Raw genomic sequence first — 24,654 nt, forward strand, 5'->3', positions numbered from 1 at the left:
TCGTATAGAAACTCTGGCGCCACAGATGGGCGCCAGTCATGGCTCAACGAGGGGCGGCCGGACGCTGGGAAGGCTTACGTCCCTTTCCGCTAGGCTTACCGCCACCGGCCGCAGCCTTGCGCCGCGCTTCGGCTGCCGCCTTGGCCTCTTCACGCTTGTCCCATGCATTGCCATCGTGGCTGCGCGGAGGCAAACCGTTGTGCTGAGTGAGAATCTTGCCGCCCTGCCCGGCCTTCTTGCTGCCCACCGGGGTCGAATTCTTGCGACGAGCGCTCTGATAGCCTTCGGTCGCAGGTTGGTGTGCCGGGATAAGCTGATTCTTACCGCTACCGATCAGATCGCCGCGCCCCATCCGCTGCAAGGCTTCGCGCAGCATCGGCCAGCCCTTCGGGTCGTGATAGCGCAGAAAAGCCTTGTGAAGACGACGCTGTTCCTCACTTTTGACGATGGGCACGCCTTCGCTCTTGTAGGTGACCTTGCGCAGCGGGTTCTTGCCGCTGTGGTACATCGCCGTGGCGCTCGCCATGGGTGACGGATAGAAAGCCTGAACCTGATCGGCGCGGAAACCATTGGCTTTCAGCCACAGCGCGAGGTTCATCATGTCCTCGTCAGTGGTGCCAGGGTGCGCAGCGATGAAGTACGGAATCAGGTACTGCTCCTTGCCCGCCTCCTTCGAATATTTGTCGAACATCCGCTTGAACTTGTCATAGCTGCCGATCCCCGGCTTCATCATCTTGTCCAGCGGACCGCGCTCGGTATGCTCAGGCGCGATTTTCAGATAGCCGCCGACGTGGTGGGTGACCAGCTCTTTCACATATTCCGGCGACTCGACAGCCAGGTCGTAACGCAGCCCGGATGCGATCAGGATTTTCTTCACACCAGGCAACGCACGCGCTTTGCGGTACAACTCGATCAAGGAGCTGTGGTCGGTGTTGAGGTTCTCGCAGATGCCCGGATAGACGCAGGATGGCTTGCGGCAATGCTGCTCGATTTCAGGGCTCTTGCAGGCGATGCGGTACATATTGGCGGTCGGCCCACCAAGGTCCGATACCACGCCGGTGAAGCCCGGCAGCTTCTTCATCTCTTCGATCTCGTGCAGGATCGACTCGTGCGAGCGGTTTTGGATGATCCGGCCTTCGTGCTCAGTAATGGAACAGAAGGTACAGCCACCGAAGCAACCACGCATGATGTTCACCGAGAAGCGAATCATGTCGTAAGCAGGGATCTTCTCGCCGCCATAGGCGGGATGCGGCACGCGCGCATACGGCGATGCGAATACGTAGTCCATCTCATCGGTGGTCAAGGGGATCGGCGGCGGGTTCAGCCAGATGTCATGATCGCCGTGACGCTGCACCAGAGCGCGAGCGTTGCCTGGATTGGTTTCCAAATGCAGCACCCGATTGGCGTGGGCATATAGCGCAGGGTCGTTACGAACCTTCTCGAACGACGGCAGGCGGATCACGGTTCGGTCACGTTCGATCTTTGGACTGGGCAGAAGCTGGACGACCTTCGCCTCGTTCGGATCCTCAACTGGCCCCTTCTCCTGCTCGATGGCGCAGGCCTGCAAATCTTGCGTATTCACATAGGGGTTGATGATCTTGTCGACCTTGCCCGGACGATCGATACGGGTGGAGTCGATCTCGAACCAGCCCTCAGGCGCGTCACGCCGAACGAATGCAGTACCGCGAACATCGGTGATTTGCTCAACTGTCTCACCACGCGCAAGGCGTTGCGCCACTTCGACGATAGCCCGCTCGGCGTTGCCATACAGCAGGATGTCAGCCGTGGCGTCCATCAGGATCGAGCGGCGCACCTTGTCCTGCCAGTAGTCATAGTGGGCGATGCGGCGCAACGATGCTTCGATACCGCCGAGCACGACTGGAGTGTCAGTGTAGGCTTCCTTGCAGCGCTGGCTGTAGACCAGGCTTGCCCGATCAGGGCGCTTTCCGGCCTGGCCGCCCGGGGTGTAGGCGTCGTCCGAGCGCACCTTGCGATCAGCCGTGTAGCGGTTGATCATCGAATCCATGTTGCCGGCAGCGATGCCAAAAAACAGATTCGGCTGACCGAGCTTCATGAAGTCGTCTTTGCTCTGCCAGTTTGGCTGGCTAATGATGCCAACGCGAAATCCCTGGGCTTCCAGCAGGCGCCCGATGATGGCCATGCCAAACGACGGGTGGTCGACGTAAGCGTCCCCGGTCACGATGATGACATCGCATGAGTCCCAGCCGAGCTGATCCATCTCCTCCCTGCTCATCGGCAGGAACGGCGCCGGGCCGAAACACTCGGCCCAGTACTTGGGATAGTCAAAAAGGGGCTTGGCTGCGTGCATGGCTAGAAACCGGGGCAACGAAAACGGGCGCGGAATATAGCACAAAAAATGATCAGGAAGGCCGACCAGATTAGTCGGCTTTTGCTGATGCTGCGCAAGCGAAACGGCGCCTAGCCGTTGATATAACGCCGCGGCACGCGCTGGGTAACCTTGGTCAGCAGCTCGTAGCCGATGGTGCCGCAGGCCTGCGCCAGCTCGTCGATAGGGATCTCGTTGCCCCATAACTCCACTGCGTCGCCAAGGCCCGCCGGCGGCAGATCGGTAATGTCGACCGCAAGCATGTCCATCGAGACCCGACCAGCCAGCGGAGCACGCTGGCCACGGATCGCCACGCACGTCCCGGGCGGCGCCGTACGCGGATACCCATCAGCATAACCACAACTAACCGTGGCGATACGCGAAGGACGCTGGGCAACCCAACTGGCACCGTAGCCGACACTTTCGCCCGAGGGAACCTCGCGGATCGCGATGATCGAAGCCGTCAGCGTCATTACCGGCTTCAGCCCCAGGGTCTTAGCGCTCAACTCGGCGAATGGCGAAGCACCGTACAGCATGATCCCGGGGCGCAGCCAATCCATGTGTGCAGCAGACATGGTCAGAACTGCGGCGGAGTTGGCGAATGAGCGGTTGTCGAATTCGAGATCCAGCAGACCAGTGAATTGCTCCAGTTGCGCCTCGTTGAGTGAATTGCCCCGCTCATCGGCGCAGGCGAAATGGCTCATCAAGTTGAGTTCTGCAACCTGCGTCGCACCTTGCAGGCGAGCATGGGCGCGGCGCAACGCATCGGCGCTGAAACCTAAGCGGTGCATACCGGAGTCAAGCTTCAGCCACAGACTCAACGGCCGCTCGATAGGTGCAGCCAGCAGCGCGTCCAGCTGAGCTTCTCCTTGAACGGCGACGTCCAACCCAAGCTCGGCCGCTGCGACATATTCGTTCGGCTCGAAGCAGCCTTCGAGTAACAACAGCCTCGCGTTCGAATCGACCGATCGAACCTGCTCCGCCTCTTCCAGCGACGCCACGGCGAACCCGTCCGCCAAATCGCGTAGGCACTCAACTGCCGCGGGCGAACCATGCCCGTAAGCATTAGCCTTGACCACAGCGAAAGCCTTACGCCCTGGAGCGCACTGTTTGGCTAGCTGATAGTTGTGACGAAGCGCGGCAAGATCGACCGTTGCAACCAGGGGACGCATGGAAAGCCCTTCAGGACAGAAGTGAGCCGTTATTGTCCGGCGGTTTCTGTCAGGCCCGCAAGCGGGTGCGGCATCTACCGGTTATTCATCGTCGAACTGGTAACTGCCCGGCGCCAGGTTTTCGAAGCGAGAGTATTTACCAAGGAACGCCAGACGCGTGGTCCCAATCGGACCGTTACGCTGCTTGCCGATGATGATCTCGGCGACGCCCTTGTATTCCGTTTCGGGGTGATACACCTCGTCCCGGTAGACGAACATGATGATGTCGGCGTCCTGCTCGATAGCACCAGATTCACGAAGGTCCGAATTGATCGGGCGCTTGTTGGGGCGCTGCTCAAGCGAGCGGTTGAGCTGGGAGAGTGCGATAACCGGGCAATTGAATTCCTTGGCTAGGCCTTTCAGCGACCGGGAGATCTCGGAAATCTCATTGGTTCGGTTGTCGCCACTGGAGCCAGGAATCTGCATCAACTGCAGGTAGTCGACCATGATCATGCCGATTTCGCCATGCTCTCGAGCTAGACGTCGCGTACGCGCGCGCATTTCCGAAGGCGAGATACCGGCAGTATCGTCGATGAACAATTTACGGTCGTTGAGCAGATTGACCGCCGAGGTCAGGCGCGGCCAATCGTCGTCGCTGAGCTTACCGGTCCGCACCTTGGTCTGATCGATCCGGCCAAGGGAGGCCAGCATACGAATCACAATGGAGTCGGCAGGCATTTCCAGCGAGAAGACCAGGATCGCCTTGTCGGAGCGCAAGGCTGCGTTCTCCACCAAGTTCATCGCGAATGTGGTCTTGCCCATGGAAGGACGACCGGCCACGATGATCAGGTCAGCCGGCTGCAGGCCGCTAGTCGCCTCGTCCAGATCGGCAAAGCCGGTTGACAGGCCGGTAATGTCCTCGCCCGCGTTGAACAGCGAGTCAATCCGGTCGATGGCCTTGACCAGAATATCGTTGATCCCTATCGGCCCACCTGTATTGGGGCGCGCTTCGGCGATCTGGAAAATCATCCGCTCGGCTTCGTCGAGGATTTCATCTCCCGTGCGCCCCTGCGGCGCATAAGCGCTGTCGGCAATGTCGTTACTGATGCCGATCAACTGACGCAACGTAGCGCGCTCACGAATGATCTGCGCGTATGCCTTGATATTCGCAACCGATGGGGTGTTTTTTGCGAGCTCACCCAGATAGGCCAGCCCGCCGACCTGCGGCAGATGACCTTCTTTATCCAGCTGCTCGGAGAGCGTCACTACATCGAATGGGGAGTTGCGCTCGGCGAGAGTAAAGATCGCCCGGAAGATAAGCCGGTGATCATGGCGGTAAAAATCGCCATCTGAGACCTGATCCAGCACGCGCTCCCACGCGTTGTTGTCCAGCATCAGGCCGCCCAGCACGGCCTGTTCGGCCTCGATGGAATGTGGCGGCACCTTGAGCGCTGCGGTTTCCAGATCGTACTGCTGGGGCACACTGATGTCGTTCATGGCACTCGAAATTCTTGGCATTCAGAAAAACAAAGGGCACGTTCCACTCGCGTGGAAACGTGCCCGATGGTAACCGTCAGGCACCAGAGGTGCCAGACGATAGCCGTATCAGCCAGCGATCACGATCAGCTTTACGGTCGCTTCAACGTCGGTGTGCAGGTGCACAGCAACGTCGTACTCACCAACCTGACGGATGGTGCCGTTAGGCAGACGGATTTCGCTCTTCGCCACTTCCACGCCAGAGGCGGTCAGCGCGTCAGCGATGTCGTGAGTACCGATGGAACCGAACAGCTTGCCTTCATCGCCCGCAGTAGCGGTGATGGTGACTTCCAGTTCAGCCAGCTGAGCAGCGCGAGTTTCGGCAGAAACCTTGCGATCAGCAGCAGCTTTTTCCAGATCAGCACGGCGAGCTTCAAACTCGGCAATGTTGGCCGGAGTTGCAGCAGTAGCCTTACGCTGCGGCAGCAGAAAGTTGCGGCCGTAACCAGACTTGACGTTTACCTTGTCGCCCAGGTTGCCCAGGTTTGCGACTTTTTCCAGCAGGATGACTTCCATTTGAGTCTTACCTCTTTAACTTAACCTTCACCGTTCGCAGGTCCCGCATCGTCATCACGAGATGCCCGACCGCGAAAATCAAACAAACTGTCGACAATGGCCACAACGGCCAGTAACGGATAAATCAACTGCATGAACAGCACCAGCGTGACGTAGAGCCCCACCAGCCAGAACCGAGACATCCGGTTCTTTGCGACCAGCCCGTGCACCAGCGCAATGCCGGCAAACACCAGCGGAACACTGCACAACGGCGCCAGCATCGCCACCTGCACACCGAGACCTGGTCCCAGCAGCATGCCCATCAGCAACACCATCGCAGGCAACGCTGAGAAACGCAGCGACCGGAACTCGAGACCAAAGCCACCGGGGTTGTACAACAATGCCTGCCAGTACCGACCAAGCATCAGACTGAGCAGCGTGGTGATCTGCAGTAGCCCTGCCAACAAACCGGTCAGAACCGGTGCCAGCAATGCTCCCAACCGGGCCTGCTCATCCACCGAAAGTTGCTGATAGGCATCCGACAACATGTCGGGTAGCACTTTTTGCAACTCGGTGGCGAGTGCCGCAATTGGCTCGCCAAAAACCATTCCCAGCGCCCAGGCATACAACAACCCGAGCCCTACGCTACACAGCATCACCCGGGACCAGGAGCTCTGGTTGCGCAACAACAGCGCTAACCCGAACGACCCCAGCAGCACCAGCAATGTCCGCGGATCACCGAAATACCACCAGACCAGCGCGGGCAATACAGCCCATACCAATACGCCCAGTGCATCATTCAACCCGCGACGCAGCAACACCAGGCTTCCCGCTGCAGCAGACAACCAGAACAACATCGGCAGCGCTGCACAGCCAGCCACAACAACGATTGCCTGCATACGGCCGCGCATGATGAACTCAGCCAGGGCGCGCATGCGATCTATCCTTTACGTCTGTCTAACAGTTCGATTAACGGCCGTGGCTGTCGGTGTAGGGCAGCAGGGCCAGGAAGCGGGCGCGCTTGATAGCGGTAGCCAGCTGGCGCTGATAGCGTGCTTTGGTTCCGGTAATACGGCTAGGAACGATCTTGCCGGTTTCGGAAATGTAGGCCTTCAGCGTGTTGAGATCCTTGTAGTCGATCTCTTTCACGTTTTCTGCAGTGAAACGGCAGAACTTACGACGACGGAAAAAACGTGCCATGAAATAGGCTCCTCAATAGGTCCGTGGATTACTCGTCAGCGTTGTTGTCGCGGCTGTCGCTGTCACTGTCATTTTCATTGGCAGAGTCAGATTCAGGGCGATCACGACGCTCACGGCGCTCGCTACGGTTTTCCTCAGCCTTCAGCATCTCGGACTGTTCAGTCACGGCTTCGTCGCGACGGATGACCAGATTACGGATGACGGCGTCGTTGTAGCGGAAGTTGTCTTCCAGCTCAGCCAGTGCCTTACCACTGCACTCGACGTTCAGCATCACGTAGTGAGCCTTGTGGACGTTGTTGATGGCGTAAGCCAGCTGACGACGACCCCAGTCTTCCAGACGATGGATCTTGCCACCGTCCTCTTCGATCAGCTTGGTGTAACGCTCCACCATGCCGCCAACCTGCTCGCTCTGGTCGGGGTGGACCAGAAAGATGATTTCGTAATGACGCATTGTTGCTCCTTACGGGTTGCAGCCTGCCGCACAACGCGGATCAGGCAAGGAGTGAATCAGTTATGTTGACTTGCCAGCCAGAGAGGCGCGCAAACGCCTGCCATCCGGGCAAGGGGCGCAATTCTAGAGAAGCCCGGACGACCACGCAAGGCGATTTGGTGAATATTTAACCAACCAACGACTAGCTACGCCCTGCGATGGTCCGTTCGGCCTGAATGCTTTCGAGCAACGATCTGACTTGGTGGATATCGTAGGGCTTGAGCATGGTGCGCAGGTCGTCCAGCCCCACGTCCCGCGCATCGACGGCATAGCCCGAAGCAATGACGACACTCAGGCTGGCATCGCGCGACCTGGCCTCACGAACCAGCTCGATACCGCTCATGCCAGCCAGACCGACATCGGTAAGCAGCACGTCGAATGGATGCTGCTCGAGCTGCTTCAGCGCAGCCTCGGCCGACTCGCAGAGGCTGACCTGGTGCCCCAGCTCGTCCATGACTTCTCCGGTGAGCATGCGCAGCGTCGGGTCATCCTCGACGAACAGAATCCTAAGGCCTGACGCGTATGCAGGCTCGATCTGCTCGGATGAAGCTGATGCCGAGTCGCACTGCTCGGAAATCGCTGCTACACGCCCCCCCTGCTCACCCAGCGCAACGCGGCTCGGCAAGTAGACCCGGACCGTCGTTCCCTCGCCTTCATCGCTTTCCAGCACAACGAATCCACCGCTCTGCTTGACGAAGCCATAGACCATGCTCAAACCAAGGCCAGACGCATTTTTATCTTTGCGCGTGGTGAAGAATGGCTCGAACGCGCGTTCGAGGATTTCCGGGCGCATGCCCTCTCCTTGATCGATGACCGCAAGTTCAACGTACGGACCGGGATCGGCGCCGGGCTGTCCCGCGAGCTGAGCTGCGTCCAGGCTACAGTTGCGCAAGCGCAGGCAAAGGGTCCCGCCATCGCCCATCGCATCGCGCGCGTTGACAGCCAGGTTGAGTATCGCCGCCTGCAGATTGCCGACATCGGCCAGTACTGGCCACAGGTCCGATGCGACATCGACATCAACCTGGACAGCGCGCCCCAGGGCACCGTTGAGCAACTCGCTCATCTGACCGAGCAATTCACCGACATCCACAGATTGTGGCTGCAACGGCTGACGGCTTGCGAAGGCCAAGAGTTGCGACGCCAGACGAGCGCCCTTTTCTACACCGCCCACAGCCGACTCCAGCCGCCGCTGGGCCGTTTCGTCACCGCTCAGGTTGCGACGCAACAACTGCAGATTGCCGCCGATGATCTGCAACATGTTGTTGAAATCATGCGCGATGCCCCCGGTGAGTTTGCCGACAGCCTCAAGCTTTTGCGCTTGCATCAGGGCTGCCTGGGCGGTGCGACGTGCGGACTCGCTGTCAAGCAATTCGCGGCTGCGCTCACGCACCAGTTCTTCGAGATGTTCGCGATACTCACGCAACTCCTGCTGGCTGCGATGCTGCTCGGTAACGTCGCTGCCGAGCACGAAAATACCGGACGTTCGGCCGTCGCGCTCGATGATTGGCTGAAACACCAGATCGACGTACAGCTCCTCCGGTTCGGCACCTGGACGGCGGTTTAGCAGTGCCCGCATGCCTTTGTCGGTGTAGGGTTCGCCGGTGCGGTACACCTCATCGAGCAGCGCGATGAAACCCTGGCCCTCCAGCTCGGGCAGCCCGTCACGCACAGGCTTGCCGAGCAGCTGGCGGTGGCCGGTAAGCTGCTGATACGCCTCGTTGACCAGCTCGAACACATGCTCGGGACCACGCAGAAAGCAGACGAAACCAGGTGCCTGGGCAAACAACCGGCGCAGTTGATTGCCTTCATCCTGTATGAACCGCGCTCGGGATATGATCGCCGCCTCGATCTGTTGAGCCGGCTGACCAGCAGGCTCTTCCGAGCGCAAGGAGTCCTTCAGCTGCTGCAGTTCAGTGATATCCACGGTGTGCTGAAGGATGGCGATAACTTCGCCGTTATCGTCCAGCAACGGTGTGTGCGTCGCGCTCCAGTAGCGGTCCTCATATGCCGCACCGTTGCCGGAGCTGACCGCGATGGAATATCGGATAACGGGCAAGGTATCCAAAGCCTTCGTACGCAGGACCCTAGCAAAGGAGTCGAGGAGTTCGTCGACATGAGTCGACTCGGGAAATTGCGGGTCGGCGGCAAACGCGTCCTGAATTCGCCGCCCAGCGATTTCCTCGATGCTGCGTGCGGTGAGTTCCAGGTAAGCCGCGTTCGCATCCAGAATTACCAGATCGGGATCCAGCAGCAGGTAGGCATTTGGCGAAACCCTGAACAGAGCCTCGAAAGACGGGCGTTGCGGCATACCACCTCCATGATGCGAGCCTGGCGCTGGTCGCGATCAAAAGCTGGCGCCAGGTCTACGCCGGACGCCCAGTCAAACCAATAAAGTGACGGCTCGAGCGTCAGAATCAGAACGGACAGTTGACCGCAGCGAAAACGATCCGTTTCCGCTGAAGAGCAAAGGTCTTAACAGTAGAGGCCAAGCGAAGTAGATGCTAGCTCGCGGAGCGGGCCGAGCGCCGTTGGCGCAGGGCCTCGAACAGGCAAACTCCGGTAGCGACGGAGACGTTGAGGCTGCTGACGCTGCCGCCCATGGGCAAGCGCACCAGGAAATCGCAGTGCTCACGGGTCAGGCGCCGCATCCCCTTTCCCTCGGCCCCCATCACCATAACGATCGGCCCGCTGAGATCCTGATCGTAGATCTCCTGCTCGGCCTCACCAGCCGTACCGACGACCCACAAACCGCGCTGCTGCAGTTTTTCCAGCGTCCGGGCGAGATTGGTGACGGCTACCAGCGGAATGACTTCGGCAGCACCGCAGGCCACCTTGCGCACCGTAGCGTTCAGCGTCGCGGATTTATCCTTGGGTATGATCACGGCCAGTGCGCCGGCCGCATCGGCAGTTCGCAGACAGGCCCCTAGATTATGCGGGTCTGTGACGCCGTCGAGCACGAGCAACAGGGGCGCGCCTTCGGCGCGATCAAGCAGCTCCTCAAGCATGGCATCGCCCCAAACCTGGCTGGGACTGACGTCAGCAATCACGCCCTGATGCACGCCCTCGACCCAGGCGTCCATTTCGCGGCGCTCGCACTGGCCGACTCGAACCTTCGACTCGGCAGCCAGCTGGAGCAAATTCTGCACGCGCGGATCATCACGCCCCTCCGCCAGCCAAATCTGCTTGACTCGCTTCGGATGATGGCGAAGCAACGCCTCGACGGCATGAAGACCATAAACCTTTTCTAGATCGCTCATGGTTTGGCCTTACGCTTACGGGGCGCGGCGCCCTCGGGCTTCGGCGTGGCCTTGCCGGCGGCCGCCTTCGGTTTCGAGCCGCTGCGCTTTGGCTTGCTCTTCGAGGTTTTGCCTGCCTTGGCGTCGCCTAACAGTGCCTTCTTGATCTCACGGCTCTTGCGAACGTCATCGCTGACCGACTCATTGCCCTTCGACAAAGACGCATCAGCGCCTTTCTTGCCGCGACCATCTTTACGTCCGCCGCGGCCGTCCGAGGCTCCGCGCTCGCCGGCTCCGGTCTTGCTGCCACCGCCAATCAGCTCGAAGTCGATCTTGCGCTCATCGAGATCGACACGCATGACCCGCACCTCGACGCTGTCGCCAAGACGGAAGCTGCGACCGCTGCGCTCACCGGACAGGCGATGATGCAACGGATCGAAGTGGTAGTAGTCGCCCGGCATCGCCGTCACGTGCACCAACCCTTCGACGTAGATATCGGTCAGCTCGACGAACAGGCCGAAGCCGGTCACGGCCGTGATAACGCCGGGGAAATTCTCACCGACCCGGTCTTTCATAAACTCGCATTTCAGCCAGTTCACGACATCACGGGTCGCTTCATCGGCGCGGCGCTCGGTCATTGAGCACTGCTCGCCCAACTGCTCCAATGCGGCCTCGTCATACGGATAGATGCGCGCCTTGGGCATGCTGGTAGCGCCCGCACGGCGAACGTGCGACGTGTCGCGCTTGGAGCGGATCACGCTGCGGATCGCTCGATGGATCAGCAGATCGGGGTAGCGGCGAATCGGCGATGTGAAATGTGCGTATGCCTCGTAGTTCAGGCCGAAATGGCCATTGTTGTCAGGACTGTAAACCGCCTGACTGAGGGAGCGCAGCATTACCGTCTGAATCACATGGAAGTCGGGACGCCCCTGGATATGCTCCAGCAGCGCCTGGTAATCCTTAGGCGTTGGCCCCTCTTTGCCCTTGTGCAAGGTCAGGCCCAGCTCGCCGAGAAACGCTCGGAGTTTCTCCTGACGCTCCAGGGGGGGACCATCATGCACACGATACAAGCCCGGAATGTCGTGATCCTGAAGGAAGCGTGCAGTGGCCACGTTGGCGCATAGCATGCACTCTTCGATCAGCTTGTGCGCGTCGTTGCGCTCGGTCGGCTTGATTTCCGAGATCTTGCGACCAGCACCGAAAACGATGCGGGTTTCCTGCGTCTCGAAGTCGATCGCCCCACGGGCATGCCGCGCCTTGAGCAATATCTTATAGAGCGCATAGAGCTGCTTAAGGTCGGGCAGCACTTCACCGTACTCGCCGATAAGGCGTTTGCCTTCAGCCGAAGATGGCTGCTCAAGCATGCCGCTGACCTTGTTATAGGTCAGTCGTGCGTGGGAATGGATCACCGCTTCATAGAACTGGTAATCCGTCATCTTCCCCGACTTGCTAAGGGTGATTTCGCAGACCATCGCCAGACGGTCGACATGCGGATTTAGCGAGCAGAGCCCATTCGACAACTCTTCGGGCAGCATTGGCACAACCCGCTCGGGGAAATACACCGAGGTGCCACGTACTTCAGCTTCCTGATCCAGCGCCGAGCCGACCTTGACATAGTGCGAGACATCGGCGATCGCCACGTACAGCCGGAAACCACCGGAAAACAGCTTCCAGCCACTGAGCTTCTCGCAGTAAACGGCATCATCGAAGTCTCGCGCATCCTCGCCGTCGATGGTGACGAACGGCAGGTGGCGAAGGTCGACGCGTTTCTGCTTGTCCTTCTCCTCGACTTCCGGCTTGAGCTTGGCGGCTTCGCGTTTTACCGCATCTGGCCAGACATGCGGAATGTCGAAGCTGCGAAGCGCGACATCGATCTCCATACCGGGAGCCATGTAGTTGCCGATGACCTCGACCACGTCGCCCTGTGGCTGAAACCGCTGAGTCGGCCAGTGGGTAATCTTGATCTCGACGAACTGACCCGGCTTGGCATCCATGGAACGACCCGGCGTGACCAGCACTTCCTGCTGGATCTTGGGGTTATCAGCCATCACAAAGCCGATTCCACTTTCTTCCTGGTAGCGACCTACGATGGTTTCGTGGGCACGACCGATGATCTCAACAATCGCACCTTCGCGTCGCCCGCGGCGATCAAGCCCGGCCACGCGAGCCAGGCAACGGTCGCCGTCAAACACCAGACGCATCTGTGCTGGACTCAAGAACAGATCGTCGCTGCGGTCATCAGGGATGAGGAAACCGAAACCGTCGCGATGGCCACTGACGCGACCGCAAACCAGGTCCAGCTTGTCTACCGGGGCATAGGTGCCACGCCGGGTATAGATCACCTGACCGTCACGCTCCATCGCGCGCAAACGGCGGCGCAGAGCCTCAATGTCATCTTCGGAGGATAATCCGAACTCCTCTACCAGCTGCTCACGGGCCGCTGGCGAGCCGCGCTCGCTCAGATGCTTGAGTATCAATTCGCGGCTGGGGATGGGGTTTTCGTACTTTTCCGCTTCACGTGCGGCCTCGGGATCGAGGGATTGCCAATCGGCCATTAAGAGATGTCACCTTTCATTCATTTATAGAGGCAGAACGCCCTATATCTATTGAAGCGCGAAACGCCGTCCGACGGCAGCTTTCACGCGAATTATTTTTCCTGGACGGGGCTTTACAAGGCATAACCCCGCCCGTATAGTTCGCGCCCACAATGTCTGGTAGACGTTGTAACACGGAAACGACGAAGTATCATCGTTTGCAGTGCCCAGGTGGCGGAATTGGTAGACGCACTAGGTTCAGGTCCTAGCGGTGGCAACACCGTGGAAGTTCGAGTCTTCTCCTGGGCACCATTTATCTGATGAGACACTTGCGACAGCGAGCGTTTCATAGACACAAGGTTTGTCGACCTTGACCAACAATAGACATAAGTCGGTGAGCAATCATCGCAACGTGCCCAGGTGGCGGAATTGGTAGACGCACTAGGTTCAGGTCCTAGCGATGGCAACATCGTGGAAGTTCGAGTCTTCTCCTGGGCACCACTATTCAGAAAAAACCGAGCCACTGGCTCGGTTTTTTCGTTTCTGCTTAGGCTCAACACACGCAACAGCCCCGCTAACATAGTTACATGGCCAACATTTAGACCGCACGCACCAAAAGAAAGACCGCCCGAGGGCGGTCTTTGTATTTCACACCAGTGATCAGGCGTAGGGATGACGCAGCACGATGGTCTCGTTGCGGTCCGGCCCGGTGGAAATGATATCGACCGGCGCCTCGACAAGCTCCTCGATACGCTTGATGTAAGCACGCGCGTTAGCGGGCAGAGCCTCGAGCGACTTGACCCCGACGGTGGATTCATTCCAGCCAGGCAGCTCCTCGTATACTGGCTGCAAGCCCTGATAACTGTCCGCGTCGGTCGGCGCATCAACCAGTACTTCGCCATCACGGTCCTTGTAAGCAACGCAGATGCGTATGGTATCCAGGCCGTCCAGTACATCCAGCTTGGTCAGACAGATACCTGAGACACTGTTGATCTCGATTGCGCGGCGCAGGATGACCGCATCGAACCAACCGCAGCGACGGGCGCGACCAGTGGTCGAGCCGAACTCATGGCCACGCTCGGCCAGACGAGCACCCACCTCATCGAACAACTCGGTGGGGAAAGGACCGGACCCGACGCGCGTGGTGTAAGCCTTTGTAATACCGAGGATGTAGTCCAGATATAGCGGACCAAATCCGGAACCAGTAGCAGTGCCCCCCGCCGTGGTGCTTGAACTGGTGACATAGGGGTAGGTGCCATGATCGATGTCGAGCAGCGAACCCTGCGCGCCCTCGAACATGATGCGCGCACCCTGCTTGCGCAACTCATGCAGTCGCGCCGAGACGTCCGTCATCATCGGCCGGAGGATTTCAGCGTAGCCCAGCGCCTCATCGAGCGTCTTCTGGAAATCGACAGGCTCGACCTTGTAGAAATTCTGCAGGATGAAGTTGTGATACTCGAGCAATTCACGCAACTTGACCGTGAAGCGCTCAGGGTTGAACAAGTCGCCGATGCGCAAACCACGACGGGCAACCTTGTCTTCGTAGGCTGGCCCAATGCCACGACCCGTAGTACCAATCTTGCCTTCGGAACGCGAAGCTTCGCGCGCCTGATCCAGAGCGACGTGATACGGCAGAATGAGAGTACAGGCTGGACTGATGCGCAGGCGCTCACGAACAGGCACACCCTTTTCTTCGAGCTTGGTGATTTCACGCATCAGGGCATCCGGCGCCACGACCACGCCATTACCGATGAGGCACTGTACGTTCTCGCGCAGAATTCCGGACGGAATCAGATGCAGCACAGTTTTTTCGCCGTCGATGACCAGCGTGTGACCAGCATTGTGACCGCCCTGGAAACGCACCACGGCCGCAGCCTGGTCGGTCAGCAGATCGACGATCTTGCCCTTGCCCTCATCACCCCATTGGGTGCCCAGGACCACGACATTCTTACCCATAAACCTTGTCCTCTTGGCGAAGCATTACCGGTTATGACCGGCGAAAAAAACTGAAAACCCTGCCTGGCGCAGCCGCATCAGCGGACCAGTGGTGTTACAACCCAGGAACCCTCTTGCAACAGTAGCTGCCGGTCACAGCCAACACCTGGCGCGACATCGCTCTGCTGCCCGTTCAAGGCCTGCACCACCCGCTCACCCTGCTCACGCAGCCGACGGATTGTCTGCCACAAAGTCGGATCGGCGCTGTAAGGCGCCCAGATACCGGCCAACGGGCCGACGAGCTCGGCATTGCCCAGCCTGACCAGCGTCTTTAGGTCCGTCGAAAAGCCGGTCGCCGGACGCGCCCGGCCAAAATCAGCACCAATGTCATCATAACGCCCACCCTGAGCGATCGACTGGCCTACGCCCGGGACGAATACCGCGAAGACGACACCAGTGTGGTAGTGATAGCCGCGCAGCTCGCCAAGATCGAAATACAACGGCAACTCGGGATACCGCATCGCCAACTGTTCGGCGATATGCGCCAAGCCTTCAAGCGATTGAAGAACCGGAGCAGGCGCACCGGCAAGCACCTCGCGCGCAGCGTCAAGCGTCTCGCGACCACCACAGAGCCGTGCTAATGCGCGCAACATGCTCGCCAAGGCGGGCTCGACATTAGCGGTCAGCGCTGCGATCTCGTCCATCGCCTTACGCTGCAAGGCATCGAAGAGGCGCTGCTCTGCGTCCCCAGAGAGACTGGCGGCGCGCGCCAACCCACGATAAATACCCACATGACCGAGATCCATGTGTAGGTCCGGCACATCGGCGAGTAGAAGGGTTTCCAGCATCAAGCTGATCACTTCAAGGTCGCTGGACGTGCTGCTGTCCCCATAGAGTTCGGCGCCCAGCTGAATCGGGCTCCGCGACGTGGTGAGAGCCTGCGGCTTGGCATGCAGGACGCTGCCGGCATAGCACAGGCGGCTAGGCCCTTCGCGACGCAACGTATGGGCATCCACCCGCGCCACTTGCGGCGTGATGTCCGCTCGCAAGCCCATCTGCCGCCCTGACAACGGATCGATGACCTTAAAGGTCTTAAGATCAAGGTCCTGCCCGGCGCCAATCAGGAGCGACTCGAGAAACTCCACATGAGGGGTAATAACCAACTCATAGCCCCAGCACTGGAAAAGATCCAGCACACGACGCCGTGCAGTTTCGATACGCGCCGCTTCGGGCGGCAGCACCTCTTCAATGCCATCTGGCAGAAGCCAGCGGTCTATCGTTGCCATTTCGCCAATCACCTCTCGATACGGCAAGCCTAGTCAAGCAGACGAACGCCGGGGCAACAGCCTGAGCCGCCCATCGGTCGCGTGCGATTGTGTTCGAACCATGGCGACAGCGCCACGCCCCACCAAGGGGATCAGCATGGCTGGCCATGCCCGGATCAGCCTGCTACCGCCGGGGCGCAGACGCAAAAAAGCCGGGCTTTTCCCGGCTCACGGATCATAACAACGTTTCGCCAACGGGTCACCCGGCGGACTGCACTCAGCCCGCCGGACAACCCTTCAGCAGTCACTGCGCTGTTGCGGACTCCAGATAACGGAAGAAATCGCTATTGGGATCTAGCACCAGAACATCTTCCTTGTTGGCGAAGCTCTCTCGGTAGGCTTGGAGGCTGCGATGGAAGGAATAGAATTCCCGATCCTGCCCGTACGCCGCAGCATAGATGGCTGCCGCCTGCGCATCGCCGTCACCGCGCAACTCTTCGGCCTCACGGAACGCCTCAGCCAATAGCACTCGCCGCTGCCGATCAGCATCGGCACGAATACCTTCAGCCAGCTCCTTACCTTTAGCGCGATGCTCCCGTGCTTCACGTTCACGCTCAGAGCTCATCCGCTCGAACACGCTACGGTTCACTTCGCGCGGGAGGTCAATGCCCTTGACTCGGACATCCACCACCTCAATCCCGAGCTCCTGCTGCGCAGCACGATTCAGGCTATTGGTCACCAGACTCATCAGCTCGTCGCGCTGGCCAGACACCGACTCGTGCAAGGTCCGCTTACCGAACTGGTCTCGCAGTGCAGCTTCGAGACGACGCGCGAGGCGCTCATCTGCAATCTGCTTCATGCCTGAAGTCGCGGTATAAAAACGCTCGGCATCGTCAACACGCCATTTGGCGTAGGAGTCAACCATCAACGCTTTCTTCTCCAGCGTCAGGAAGCGCGACGTCGTAGTATCCAGCGTCATCAGACGCGCATCGAACTTGCGCACGCTGTTTACGTAAGGGATTTTTAGGTGCATGCCCGGCTTTACGTCGGGCTCAACGATACGACCGAATCGCAGTAATACCGCTCGCTCTGTCTGGGACACGATGTAGAAGCTGTTCCACGCCACGATCGCCAGCACCACACCCACAATGAGTGCGGTCAGGGATTTATTGCTCATTAGCGGACCTCCCTTGTACGCACTTCACGCGGATCCAGCTCCGGAGGCAGCCTCGTAGTCTGCGTCGAAGCGCCTGACGCAGACGTCGCAGGGGACTGTCCAGAAGCAGCACCGCGACCATTGATCATCTTATCGAGCGGCAGATAGAGCAGGTTGTTTTGACCCTGATCGCCGGTAACGAGCACCTTGCTGGTATTGCTCATAAGCTCTTGCATGGTTTCCAGATACAGGCGCTCACGCGTCACGTCTGGCGCCTTCCGATACTCAGCCACCAGTTTGGAGAAGCGATCCGCCTCACCCTGGGCGCGTGAAATCACCGCGTCACGGTAACCACTGGCTTCCTCCAGCATGCGCTGAGCCTGACCGCGCGCCTCAGGGATCACTCCGTTGGCGTAAGACTCGGCCTGATTCTTCTCGCGCTGCTCATCCTCTCGGGCACGGATAACGTCATCAAAGGCTTCCTGCACCTCGCGCGGCGCAGCTGCGCTTTGCAGGTTCACCTGAGTCACGATGATGCCCGTACCGTAGTTGTCAAGAAACCGCTGCAGGCGCTCCTTGACCTCAGCCGCCATCGCCTCACGCCCCTCGGTCAGGACCTGGTCCATCGCCGTCGAGCCGACTACGTGACGTACAGCACTGTCAGTCGCATGCTGCAAGGACGCTTCCGGATCTTCGACATTCAGGACAAAAGCTTGAAGATCACTGACTTTGTATTGCACGGTCAGAGGCACTTCAATGATGTTCTCATCCTCGGTAAGCATCTGCCCTTGCTTGCTGTAAGAGCGTTCCCGTGTGACGTTTGCCTGGAACTTCTTATCAAACGGCGGGAAATAGATATTCAGACCCGGACCCACGGTCTCGTGATACTTGCCGAAGCGCAAAACCACGGCCTGCTCTTGCTCGTCCACGATATAGATAGCATTGAACAGCCAGACGGCCAGCAACACCACCAGACCAATCCAGACCAGCGCAAACCCACCACGGCGACCAGCACCGCCACCCGAGGACCCGCCACTGCGCTTCTTGCCGCCGAACATGCCATTGAGGCTGTCCTGCAATTTACGGAAAGCCTCATCCAGGTCCGGCGGACCTTTCTGATCGCCACCGCCACCGCCGCGACGACCACCGCCGCCACCGCTACCCCAGGGATCCTGGTTGTTCGAGTTGCCACCCGGCTCATTCCAAGCCATAGCGCTCTCCATTCAAATAAAGCTAAAGACGCGCCAGCGGCGCGTCCACCAATGCTACCGAAAGCCCGGAACGAACGGCTTAAAAGCCCCCCGAGCTTTATTGCAAAGTGTGTTGCTCGAAAAACTGCTCCGTCTCAAGGCCCGCGCGACTGATAAGACGATGCAGTTCGACACGCTGCAAACGCACATCAAGCAGACTGACACCGTCGTCGTCATGGACCTCGGACTGCACCGCCCCTAGATCGAACAACTGCGCACGCATGCGCCCAAGCTGCTGCGGCAACCGAAGCGTCCCGACGAAGAGATCGTTACCGAGCAGTTCGGCAATGGCCTGCTTCAACAGATCCAAGCCCAACCCTTGCTGTGCCGAGACCCAGACCCGCTGCGGTACGCCATCAGCATTGCGCTGGATCTGGGGCTCGATGCCTTCGAGCAGATCCACCTTGTTGTAGACCTCCAATATCGGCAGCTCATGCGCGCCGATTTCGGTCAGCACCGCCAGTACCTGCTCTATCTGCTGATCGCGCTCAGGCTCGTGAGCATCGATGACATGCAGCAGCAGATCAGCATTGCTCGACTCTTCCAGTGTGGCCCGGAACGATTCGACCAACTTGTGCGGCAAATGACGGATGAAGCCCACCGTATCGGCAATCACCACAGGTCCAAGGTCATCCAGATCCAGACGACGCAGGGTTGGATCCAGCGTAGCGAAAAGCTGGTTAGCGGCGTAAACCTCGGATTCGGTCAAAGCATTGAAAAGGGTCGACTTACCAGCGTTGGTATAGCCCACCAGGGATATAAGCGGAATATCAGCACGTCGGCGGCCCCGGCGAGCCTGCTCACGCTGACTACGAACCTTTTCCAGCCGCTGCTTGATCTGGCGAATACGCACACGCAGCAAGCGCCTGTCAGTTTCAAGCTGTGTCTCGCCCGGGCCGCGCAAGCCTATACCGCCCTTTTGCCGCTCAAGGTGAGTCCAGCCCCGCACCAGCCGAGTGCTCATGTGATCCAGCTGAGCTAGCTCAACCTGCAACTTGCCTTCATGCGTACGCGCGCGCTGAGCAAAGATATCCAGAATCAGGCCGGTCCGATCAAGCACACGACATTCGAGCGCTCGCTCGAGGTTGCGCTCTTGGCTGGGCGTCAGGGTGTGATTGAAAATGACCAACTCGACCTCGCCGTCCTTGACAAGGTCATGCAGCTCTTCAACTTTGCCGCTGCCGATCAGAAACTTGGCGGAAGGTTGGTGCCTGGCAACATTGACGAAACCAACTGTTTCGGCGCCAGCTGACCGCGCCAGCTCACGAAACTCTTGGGGGTCTTCACGCGCCGCTGGATCCTGAGCATCCAGATGAACCAGGATAGCCCGCTCACCACCACCGGGACGTTCGAAGAACAATGAAAGCTCCCTTTATTCGTTACCCGACTCAGACTGTTCAGCGTCGCCAGCAACAGGCAGGCGCACCGGACGGCCAGGAACGACAGTCGAGATGGCATGCTTGTAAACCATCTGACTAACCGTGTTCTTCAACAGAATGACGAATTGATCGAATGACTCGATCTGGCCCTGAAGCTTGATACCGTTGACCAAGTAGATCGAAACCGGAACGCGCTCCTTACGCAGGGTGTTCAGGTAAGGGTCTTGTAGCGAATGCCCTTTTGACATGTGCCGCACTCCTTAAAGGATCTTTTCATTAATTATTCGAAATCAAACACGGCCGATCAATGATTGAGAATAGCCGGTCAAATAGCAGTGTCAGCTCAATATGGCGAGCCTATCCAAGTATTTCAATGCTCGCGGCAGATTGTCACAGGCCGAACTTTCCAGCCAGTGAACCCCCTCCCATCCCCTCAACCAAGTGAGCTGACGCTTGGCCAGTTGCCGTGTAGCGATCACACCGCGCTCAACCATTTCCTGCGCAGAGTACTCACCGTCCAAATAACGCCAGACCTGACGATAGCCAACCGCTCGCATGGACGGCAGCTCCGCATGCAGATCTTGGCGCCTGCGAAGAGATTCGACCTCTGCGACAAAGCCCTGTTCAACCATCTGAACGAAACGCCGCTCGATACGTTGGTGCAGCACCTGCCGTTGCGCAGGCGCTATGGACAACTGCGCAACAGTATAAGGCAAGACGCGGCTGTCTGGCGTGCCGGCTCCGGCTTTTTGAGCGGTTTGCCGGGAGCGGTGCTCGGTCATGCTGATGCCACTGACCCGATAGACTTCAAGCGCCCTGATGAGACGCTGCGGATCGTTAGGGTGGATCCGAGCGGCTGATACAGGATCGACCTCGCTGAGCTGGCGATGCAGCGCCGCCGCGCCTTCCGCCTGCACTTGTGCTTCGAGCGCCGCACGCACCTCAGCATCAGCGGCCGGCATATCCGCCAACCCTTCGAGCAACGCCTTGAAATACAACATGGTGCCGCCTACGAGCAGCGGAACGCGTCCTGCTTCGGTGCTCTGCGCCATCGCCGCCAGGGCGTCAGCCACAAACTCAGCAGCCGAGTAACTCTGCACAGGGTCTCTGATATCGATTAAACGATGCGGGAAGGCATCCAACAGCTCAGGGGAAGGCTTGGCAGTGCCGATGTCCATGTCACGGTAAACCAAGGCGGAATCAACACTGATCAGGTCACACGGCAAGGCCCGAGCCAGCTCGATAGCGAGGTCAGTCTTGCCTGCGGCGGTCGGACCCATAAGAAAGATGGCGGGAGGTAATCGGGGCATCGGATGCTCGAAGAAATGTATCGCGGACAATGACTGAACCCGGCGAACCGAGCAGACCAGCTATCGCCCTCGGAGGAAGAGCTTATCCAGGTCGGCCATGCCCAGCTGGGTCCAGGTCGGACGACCGTGATTGCACTGGCCACTGCGCTCGGTCTGCTCCATGTCGCGCAATAGGCCGTTCATCTCCGGCACGGTAAGGCGTCGGTTTGCACGCACCGCGCCGTGGCATGCCATGGTTCCAAGCAGCTCGTTGAGATGCGCCTGAATACGGTCGCTAGTGCCGTACTCAAGCAGGTCGGCCAGCACGTCCTGCACCAACCGGGTCGCTTCGGCCTGCTTGAGCAGGGAGGGGATCTGGCGGATCGCCAGACTCTCGGGCCCCAGCCGCTGCAGCTCAAAACCAAGCCTCTGGAACCACTGCGCATGCTCTTCGGCACAATCTGCTTCGCGCTGACTGACGGCGATCGATTCCGGTACCAGTAACGGTTGACCACGCAGACCTTCGCTGGCCATTGCGGTTTTCAGTCGCTCGTACATGATCCGCTCGTGGGCGGCGTGCATGTCCACCAAGACCAGACCTTGAGCATTTTCGGCGAGAATGTAGATACCCTTGAGCTGAGCCAGTGCGTAGCCAAGCGGCGGCACGTCATCCTGACTTTCCGGCAGGGCCGCAGCAGTCGTTTCTGCCAATGGCGAGAAAAACTCACGGTAGGCACCCTGCGCTTCTGAAACGCTGCCAGTCGGCATCGACCGAGGCGCCTGATAGCCAGCTCCGGCACCGCGCCAGGCAGGCTGTGCTGCCGCTGGCTGATTCAGCGCGCTGGCAGCGAGGCTCATTTCGTTCTGTCCGGCGAATTCTCCGGCATCACGACCAGAGACCGTGGTTACCGGCGCCACGCTGGCTGGCGCGGCCAGCTGATCCTCGGGACGGACATCACCGAGCGCCCGGTGCAAGGTGCCGTAGAGGAAATCATGCACCATGCGATTGTCGCGAAAGCGAACCTCATGCTTGGTCGGGTGGACATTGACGTCCACCACTGCTGGGTCCACATCGAGGAACAACACGAAGGTCGGGTGCCGACCATTGAACAACACGTCGCGGTAAGCCTGCCGCACTGCATGGGCCACCAGCTTGTCGCGAACCATGCGTCCATTCACATAGAAATACTGCAGATCCGCTTGGCTGCGGGAAAAAGTCGGCAGGCCGACCCATCCCCAAAGATGCAGACCGGCGCGCTCAATCTCGACCGGCAACGCCTGCTCCAGAAAGGCGGGGCCGCACACCGACGCGACGCGGCGCCCCCGAGAGGCAGGATCACTGGCCGGATGCAGCGCAAGCACCACCTTCCCGTTGTGGCGAAGATGGAAGGCGACATCGAACCGCGCCAGTGCCAGCCGCTTGATCACTTCCTGCAAGTGGTCGAACTCAGTCTTTTCAGTGCGCAAGAACTTACGACGTGCAGGCGTGTTGAAGAACAGGTCGCGCACCTCGACCGAGGTTCCGACCGGATGGGCAGCCGGCTGAACGCGCGCCTCCATGTCCCGACCTTCGGTCTCGACCTGCCAGGCCTCGGCAGCATCAGCCGTACGCGACGTCAGCGTTAATCGGGAGACCGAACTGATCGACGCCAGCGCCTCGCCTCGAAAACCCAGGCTCATGACACGCTCAAGGTCTTCCAGGTCACGGATCTTGCTGGTCGCATGCCGAGCCAGGGCCAGCGGCAAGTCATCGGCTGGAATACCACAACCATCGTCGCGCACCCGCAGCAGCTTTATCCCGCCTTGTTCAACGTCCACTTCAATACGGGTGGCACCGGAGTCGAGGCTGTTTTCCAGCAGCTCTTTGATCACCGAAGCTGGCCGCTCGACCACTTCACCCGCAGCAATCTGGTTCGCCAGCCGCGGACTCAGCAGCTGGATACGCGCCGCCTCGATCATGGCTGCGAGGCCAGCGTGGTAGCGGGAATGTTCAGCGTTTGGCCAACTTTGATCACGTCGCTTTTCAAGCTATTGGCGCTGCGCAACGCAGGCAGACTGATCTGATAGCGCTCGGCAAGCAGCGCCAGGCTTTCGCCAGAACGGACGACATGCTCGCGAGCCACGCTGGCAATCTTGCCGGAGTCGCGCATCCAGGCAACGTAGGTGCCGGGCGGGGGATTTTCATGGAAGAACTGTCGCACCCCACTATGGATGGAACGCGCGAGCGCCTGCTGATGGGCCGCAGTCTGTAGTTTGCGCGCCTCGGATGGATTGGAAATGAATCCGGTCTCCACCAGGATCGAAGGGATGTCGGGTGATTTCAGCACCATGAACCCGGCCTGCTCAACGCGGCGTTTGTGCAGCGGCGTGATTCGGCCCATGTTGCTCAGCACCTTTTGTCCGACGTTGAGACTGGAAGACAACGAGGCAGTCATCGACAGGTCCAGCAACACACCGGCTAGCATCTGGTCCTTGTCGCCGAGGCTTACATTGCCGGCGCCGCCAATCAGGTCAGACCGGTTTTCGCTGTCGGCCAGCCACCGCGCAGTCTCCGACGTCGCGCCGCGATCCGACAATGCAAACACCGAAGCACCATAGGCTGACGACCGCGGCGCCGCATCGGCATGAATGGAGACGAACAGGTCTGCGCCCTTCTTGCGGGCAATCTCGGTGCGTTTACGCAAGGGAATAAAGTAATCACCGGTGCGCACCAACTCCGCGCGAAAGCCCTTGTCGGCGTTGATCTGGCGCTGCAGCTCTTTGGCAAGAGCCAGCACGACGGTTTTTTCGTATATCTTGCCCGGACCGATGGCGCCCGGATCTTCTCCGCCGTGCCCCGCGTCGATCGCCACGACGATATCGCGCTTGCTGCTTGGCAGTGGAGGCAACTTGATCGCCGACAGGGTCGGCGATACGGGTGCAGTCGGGGTACTCGGCGTGGCGGTCGCCGGAACGTTGGCAGTGGATGCCGCTGCCGCATCGGCGGCATTGTCGAACAGGTCGACAACCAACCGATGGCCGTATTGCTGGTTCGGCGTGAGCGTAAAGCTCTTTGGCGAAACCTCGGCGCTCAAGTCGATGACCACCCGCAAGGTGTCGGCGTCGTATTTCGCTGCGCGCAATCCAGAAATGGGCGTGTTCTGCAGCGGCAGTTGATCGAATGGCTTGGCCAGATTGGCGCCGTCGACATCGATGACGATGCGATCCGGAGCCGTCAGAGTGAACACCTTGTGCTGGACCGGACCGGACAGGTCAAAGACCAACCGCGTGTTGTCAGGCGCTCGCCACAGACGCACGCTCTGGACGTCGGAAGCCGCCAGGACCTGCATGGCCGCGAGCATCAATGCCAAACCACTAACCAGCGCGCGCATGCGCATACCCAACCCCATGA

19 protein-coding genes and 2 tRNA genes are annotated in these 24,654 nt (G+C 59.5%); 2 read left to right on the forward strand and 19 right to left on the reverse strand.

Translation table 11 applies throughout. The features are described from left to right. Positions 1–43: 43 nt before the first annotated feature. The 10 genes from ACQKEK_RS06180 to rnr all read right to left on the reverse strand — a co-directional run bounded on the left by ACQKEK_RS06180 (position 44) and on the right by rnr (position 13,010). A complete protein-coding gene (locus ACQKEK_RS06180; RefSeq protein ID WP_499141611.1) occupies positions 44–2,329 on the reverse strand; it encodes a YgiQ family radical SAM protein in 2,286 nt (761 codons plus the stop codon). A gap of 110 nt (positions 2,330–2,439) precedes the next feature. Then, positions 2,440–3,519 (reverse strand): alanine racemase, encoded by a 1,080-nt coding sequence (gene alr / locus ACQKEK_RS06185; RefSeq protein WP_499141613.1) that lies wholly within the window; start codon positions 3,517–3,519, stop codon positions 2,440–2,442. Positions 3,520–3,600: 81 nt separating this feature from the next. Further along, positions 3,601–4,995, reverse strand: a complete 1,395-nt coding sequence (gene dnaB, locus ACQKEK_RS06190) for a replicative DNA helicase (RefSeq protein ID WP_102836991.1) — start codon at positions 4,993–4,995, stop codon at positions 3,601–3,603. Positions 4,996–5,103: 108 nt separating this feature from the next. Continuing rightward, positions 5,104–5,550: a 50S ribosomal protein L9 gene (gene rplI / locus ACQKEK_RS06195; protein ID WP_128120144.1), complete on the reverse strand. Its 447-nt coding sequence runs from the start codon at positions 5,548–5,550 to the stop codon at positions 5,104–5,106. 20 nt (positions 5,551–5,570) lie between these two features. Beyond that, positions 5,571–6,464 carry a hypothetical protein gene (locus ACQKEK_RS06200; protein ID WP_499141615.1) on the reverse strand — a complete coding sequence of 298 codons (894 nt, stop codon included), beginning with the start codon at positions 6,462–6,464 and terminating at the stop codon, positions 5,571–5,573. A gap of 34 nt (positions 6,465–6,498) precedes the next feature. Then, positions 6,499–6,729 (reverse strand): 30S ribosomal protein S18, encoded by a 231-nt coding sequence (gene rpsR, locus ACQKEK_RS06205; RefSeq protein WP_019340128.1) that lies wholly within the window; start codon positions 6,727–6,729, stop codon positions 6,499–6,501. 28 nt (positions 6,730–6,757) lie between these two features. Then, the gene (rpsF, locus tag ACQKEK_RS06210) at positions 6,758–7,180 is read right to left on the reverse strand and encodes a 30S ribosomal protein S6 (RefSeq protein ID WP_045424432.1); all 423 of its coding nucleotides are present in this window, start codon (positions 7,178–7,180) and stop codon (positions 6,758–6,760) included. A 181-nt stretch (positions 7,181–7,361) separates the two neighbouring features. After that, positions 7,362–9,527, reverse strand: a complete 2,166-nt coding sequence (locus ACQKEK_RS06215) for a PAS domain-containing protein (RefSeq protein WP_499141617.1) — start codon at positions 9,525–9,527, stop codon at positions 7,362–7,364. A gap of 193 nt (positions 9,528–9,720) precedes the next feature. Next, the gene (rlmB, locus tag ACQKEK_RS06220) at positions 9,721–10,476 is read right to left on the reverse strand and encodes a 23S rRNA (guanosine(2251)-2'-O)-methyltransferase RlmB (RefSeq protein WP_499141619.1); all 756 of its coding nucleotides are present in this window, start codon (positions 10,474–10,476) and stop codon (positions 9,721–9,723) included. Continuing rightward, the gene (rnr, locus tag ACQKEK_RS06225; protein WP_499141621.1) at positions 10,473–13,010 is read right to left on the reverse strand and encodes a ribonuclease R; all 2,538 of its coding nucleotides are present in this window, start codon (positions 13,008–13,010) and stop codon (positions 10,473–10,475) included. Before rnr ends, rlmB begins: the two co-directional genes overlap by 4 nt. Positions 13,011–13,214: 204 nt before the next feature. On the opposite strand from rnr, the gene ACQKEK_RS06230 reads away from it, so the two are divergent. Together ACQKEK_RS06230 and ACQKEK_RS06235 are read left to right on the forward strand one after the other, a co-directional pair. Beyond that, a tRNA-Leu gene (locus ACQKEK_RS06230) sits at positions 13,215–13,301 on the forward strand. 102 nt (positions 13,302–13,403) lie between these two features. Then, positions 13,404–13,490, forward strand: a tRNA-Leu gene (locus ACQKEK_RS06235). A 159-nt stretch (positions 13,491–13,649) separates the two neighbouring features. Here ACQKEK_RS06235 and ACQKEK_RS06240 read toward each other — a convergent pair. The 9 genes from ACQKEK_RS06240 to ACQKEK_RS06280 form a co-directional block, all read right to left on the reverse strand. Continuing rightward, entirely contained in the window at positions 13,650–14,945 is a 1,296-nt protein-coding gene (locus ACQKEK_RS06240; RefSeq protein ID WP_128120150.1) for an adenylosuccinate synthase, read from the reverse strand. Between the two features lie 77 nt (positions 14,946–15,022). After that, positions 15,023–16,210: an ATP phosphoribosyltransferase regulatory subunit gene (locus tag ACQKEK_RS06245; protein ID WP_499141623.1), complete on the reverse strand. Its 1,188-nt coding sequence runs from the start codon at positions 16,208–16,210 to the stop codon at positions 15,023–15,025. Positions 16,211–16,493: 283 nt separating this feature from the next. Further along, positions 16,494–17,366, reverse strand: coding sequence for a protease modulator HflC (gene hflC, locus ACQKEK_RS06250; RefSeq protein WP_046163172.1), 873 nt, complete (start codon positions 17,364–17,366; stop codon positions 16,494–16,496). Further along, positions 17,366–18,556, reverse strand: coding sequence for an FtsH protease activity modulator HflK (hflK, locus tag ACQKEK_RS06255; protein ID WP_128120152.1), 1,191 nt, complete (start codon positions 18,554–18,556; stop codon positions 17,366–17,368). Before hflK ends, hflC begins: the two co-directional genes overlap by 1 nt. Before the next feature lie 97 nt (positions 18,557–18,653). Beyond that, positions 18,654–19,955 carry a ribosome rescue GTPase HflX gene (gene hflX / locus ACQKEK_RS06260; RefSeq protein ID WP_499141624.1) on the reverse strand — a complete coding sequence of 434 codons (1,302 nt, stop codon included), beginning with the start codon at positions 19,953–19,955 and terminating at the stop codon, positions 18,654–18,656. 12 nt (positions 19,956–19,967) lie between these two features. Further along, positions 19,968–20,222, reverse strand: coding sequence for an RNA chaperone Hfq (hfq, locus tag ACQKEK_RS06265; protein ID WP_128120154.1), 255 nt, complete (start codon positions 20,220–20,222; stop codon positions 19,968–19,970). A 90-nt stretch (positions 20,223–20,312) separates the two neighbouring features. Beyond that, positions 20,313–21,284 carry a tRNA (adenosine(37)-N6)-dimethylallyltransferase MiaA gene (miaA, locus tag ACQKEK_RS06270; RefSeq protein WP_499141626.1) on the reverse strand — a complete coding sequence of 324 codons (972 nt, stop codon included), beginning with the start codon at positions 21,282–21,284 and terminating at the stop codon, positions 20,313–20,315. Between the two features lie 60 nt (positions 21,285–21,344). After that, positions 21,345–23,222, reverse strand: coding sequence for a DNA mismatch repair endonuclease MutL (mutL, locus tag ACQKEK_RS06275; protein WP_499141628.1), 1,878 nt, complete (start codon positions 23,220–23,222; stop codon positions 21,345–21,347). Beyond that, positions 23,219–24,640: an N-acetylmuramoyl-L-alanine amidase gene (locus tag ACQKEK_RS06280; RefSeq protein ID WP_046163224.1), complete on the reverse strand. Its 1,422-nt coding sequence runs from the start codon at positions 24,638–24,640 to the stop codon at positions 23,219–23,221. Before ACQKEK_RS06280 ends, mutL begins: the two co-directional genes overlap by 4 nt. Positions 24,641–24,654: the final 14 nt, after the last annotated feature.

This window comes from Pseudomonas sp. NPDC077408 (genome assembly GCF_050269105.1).
Classification (GTDB): domain Bacteria; phylum Pseudomonadota; class Gammaproteobacteria; order Pseudomonadales; family Pseudomonadaceae; genus Stutzerimonas.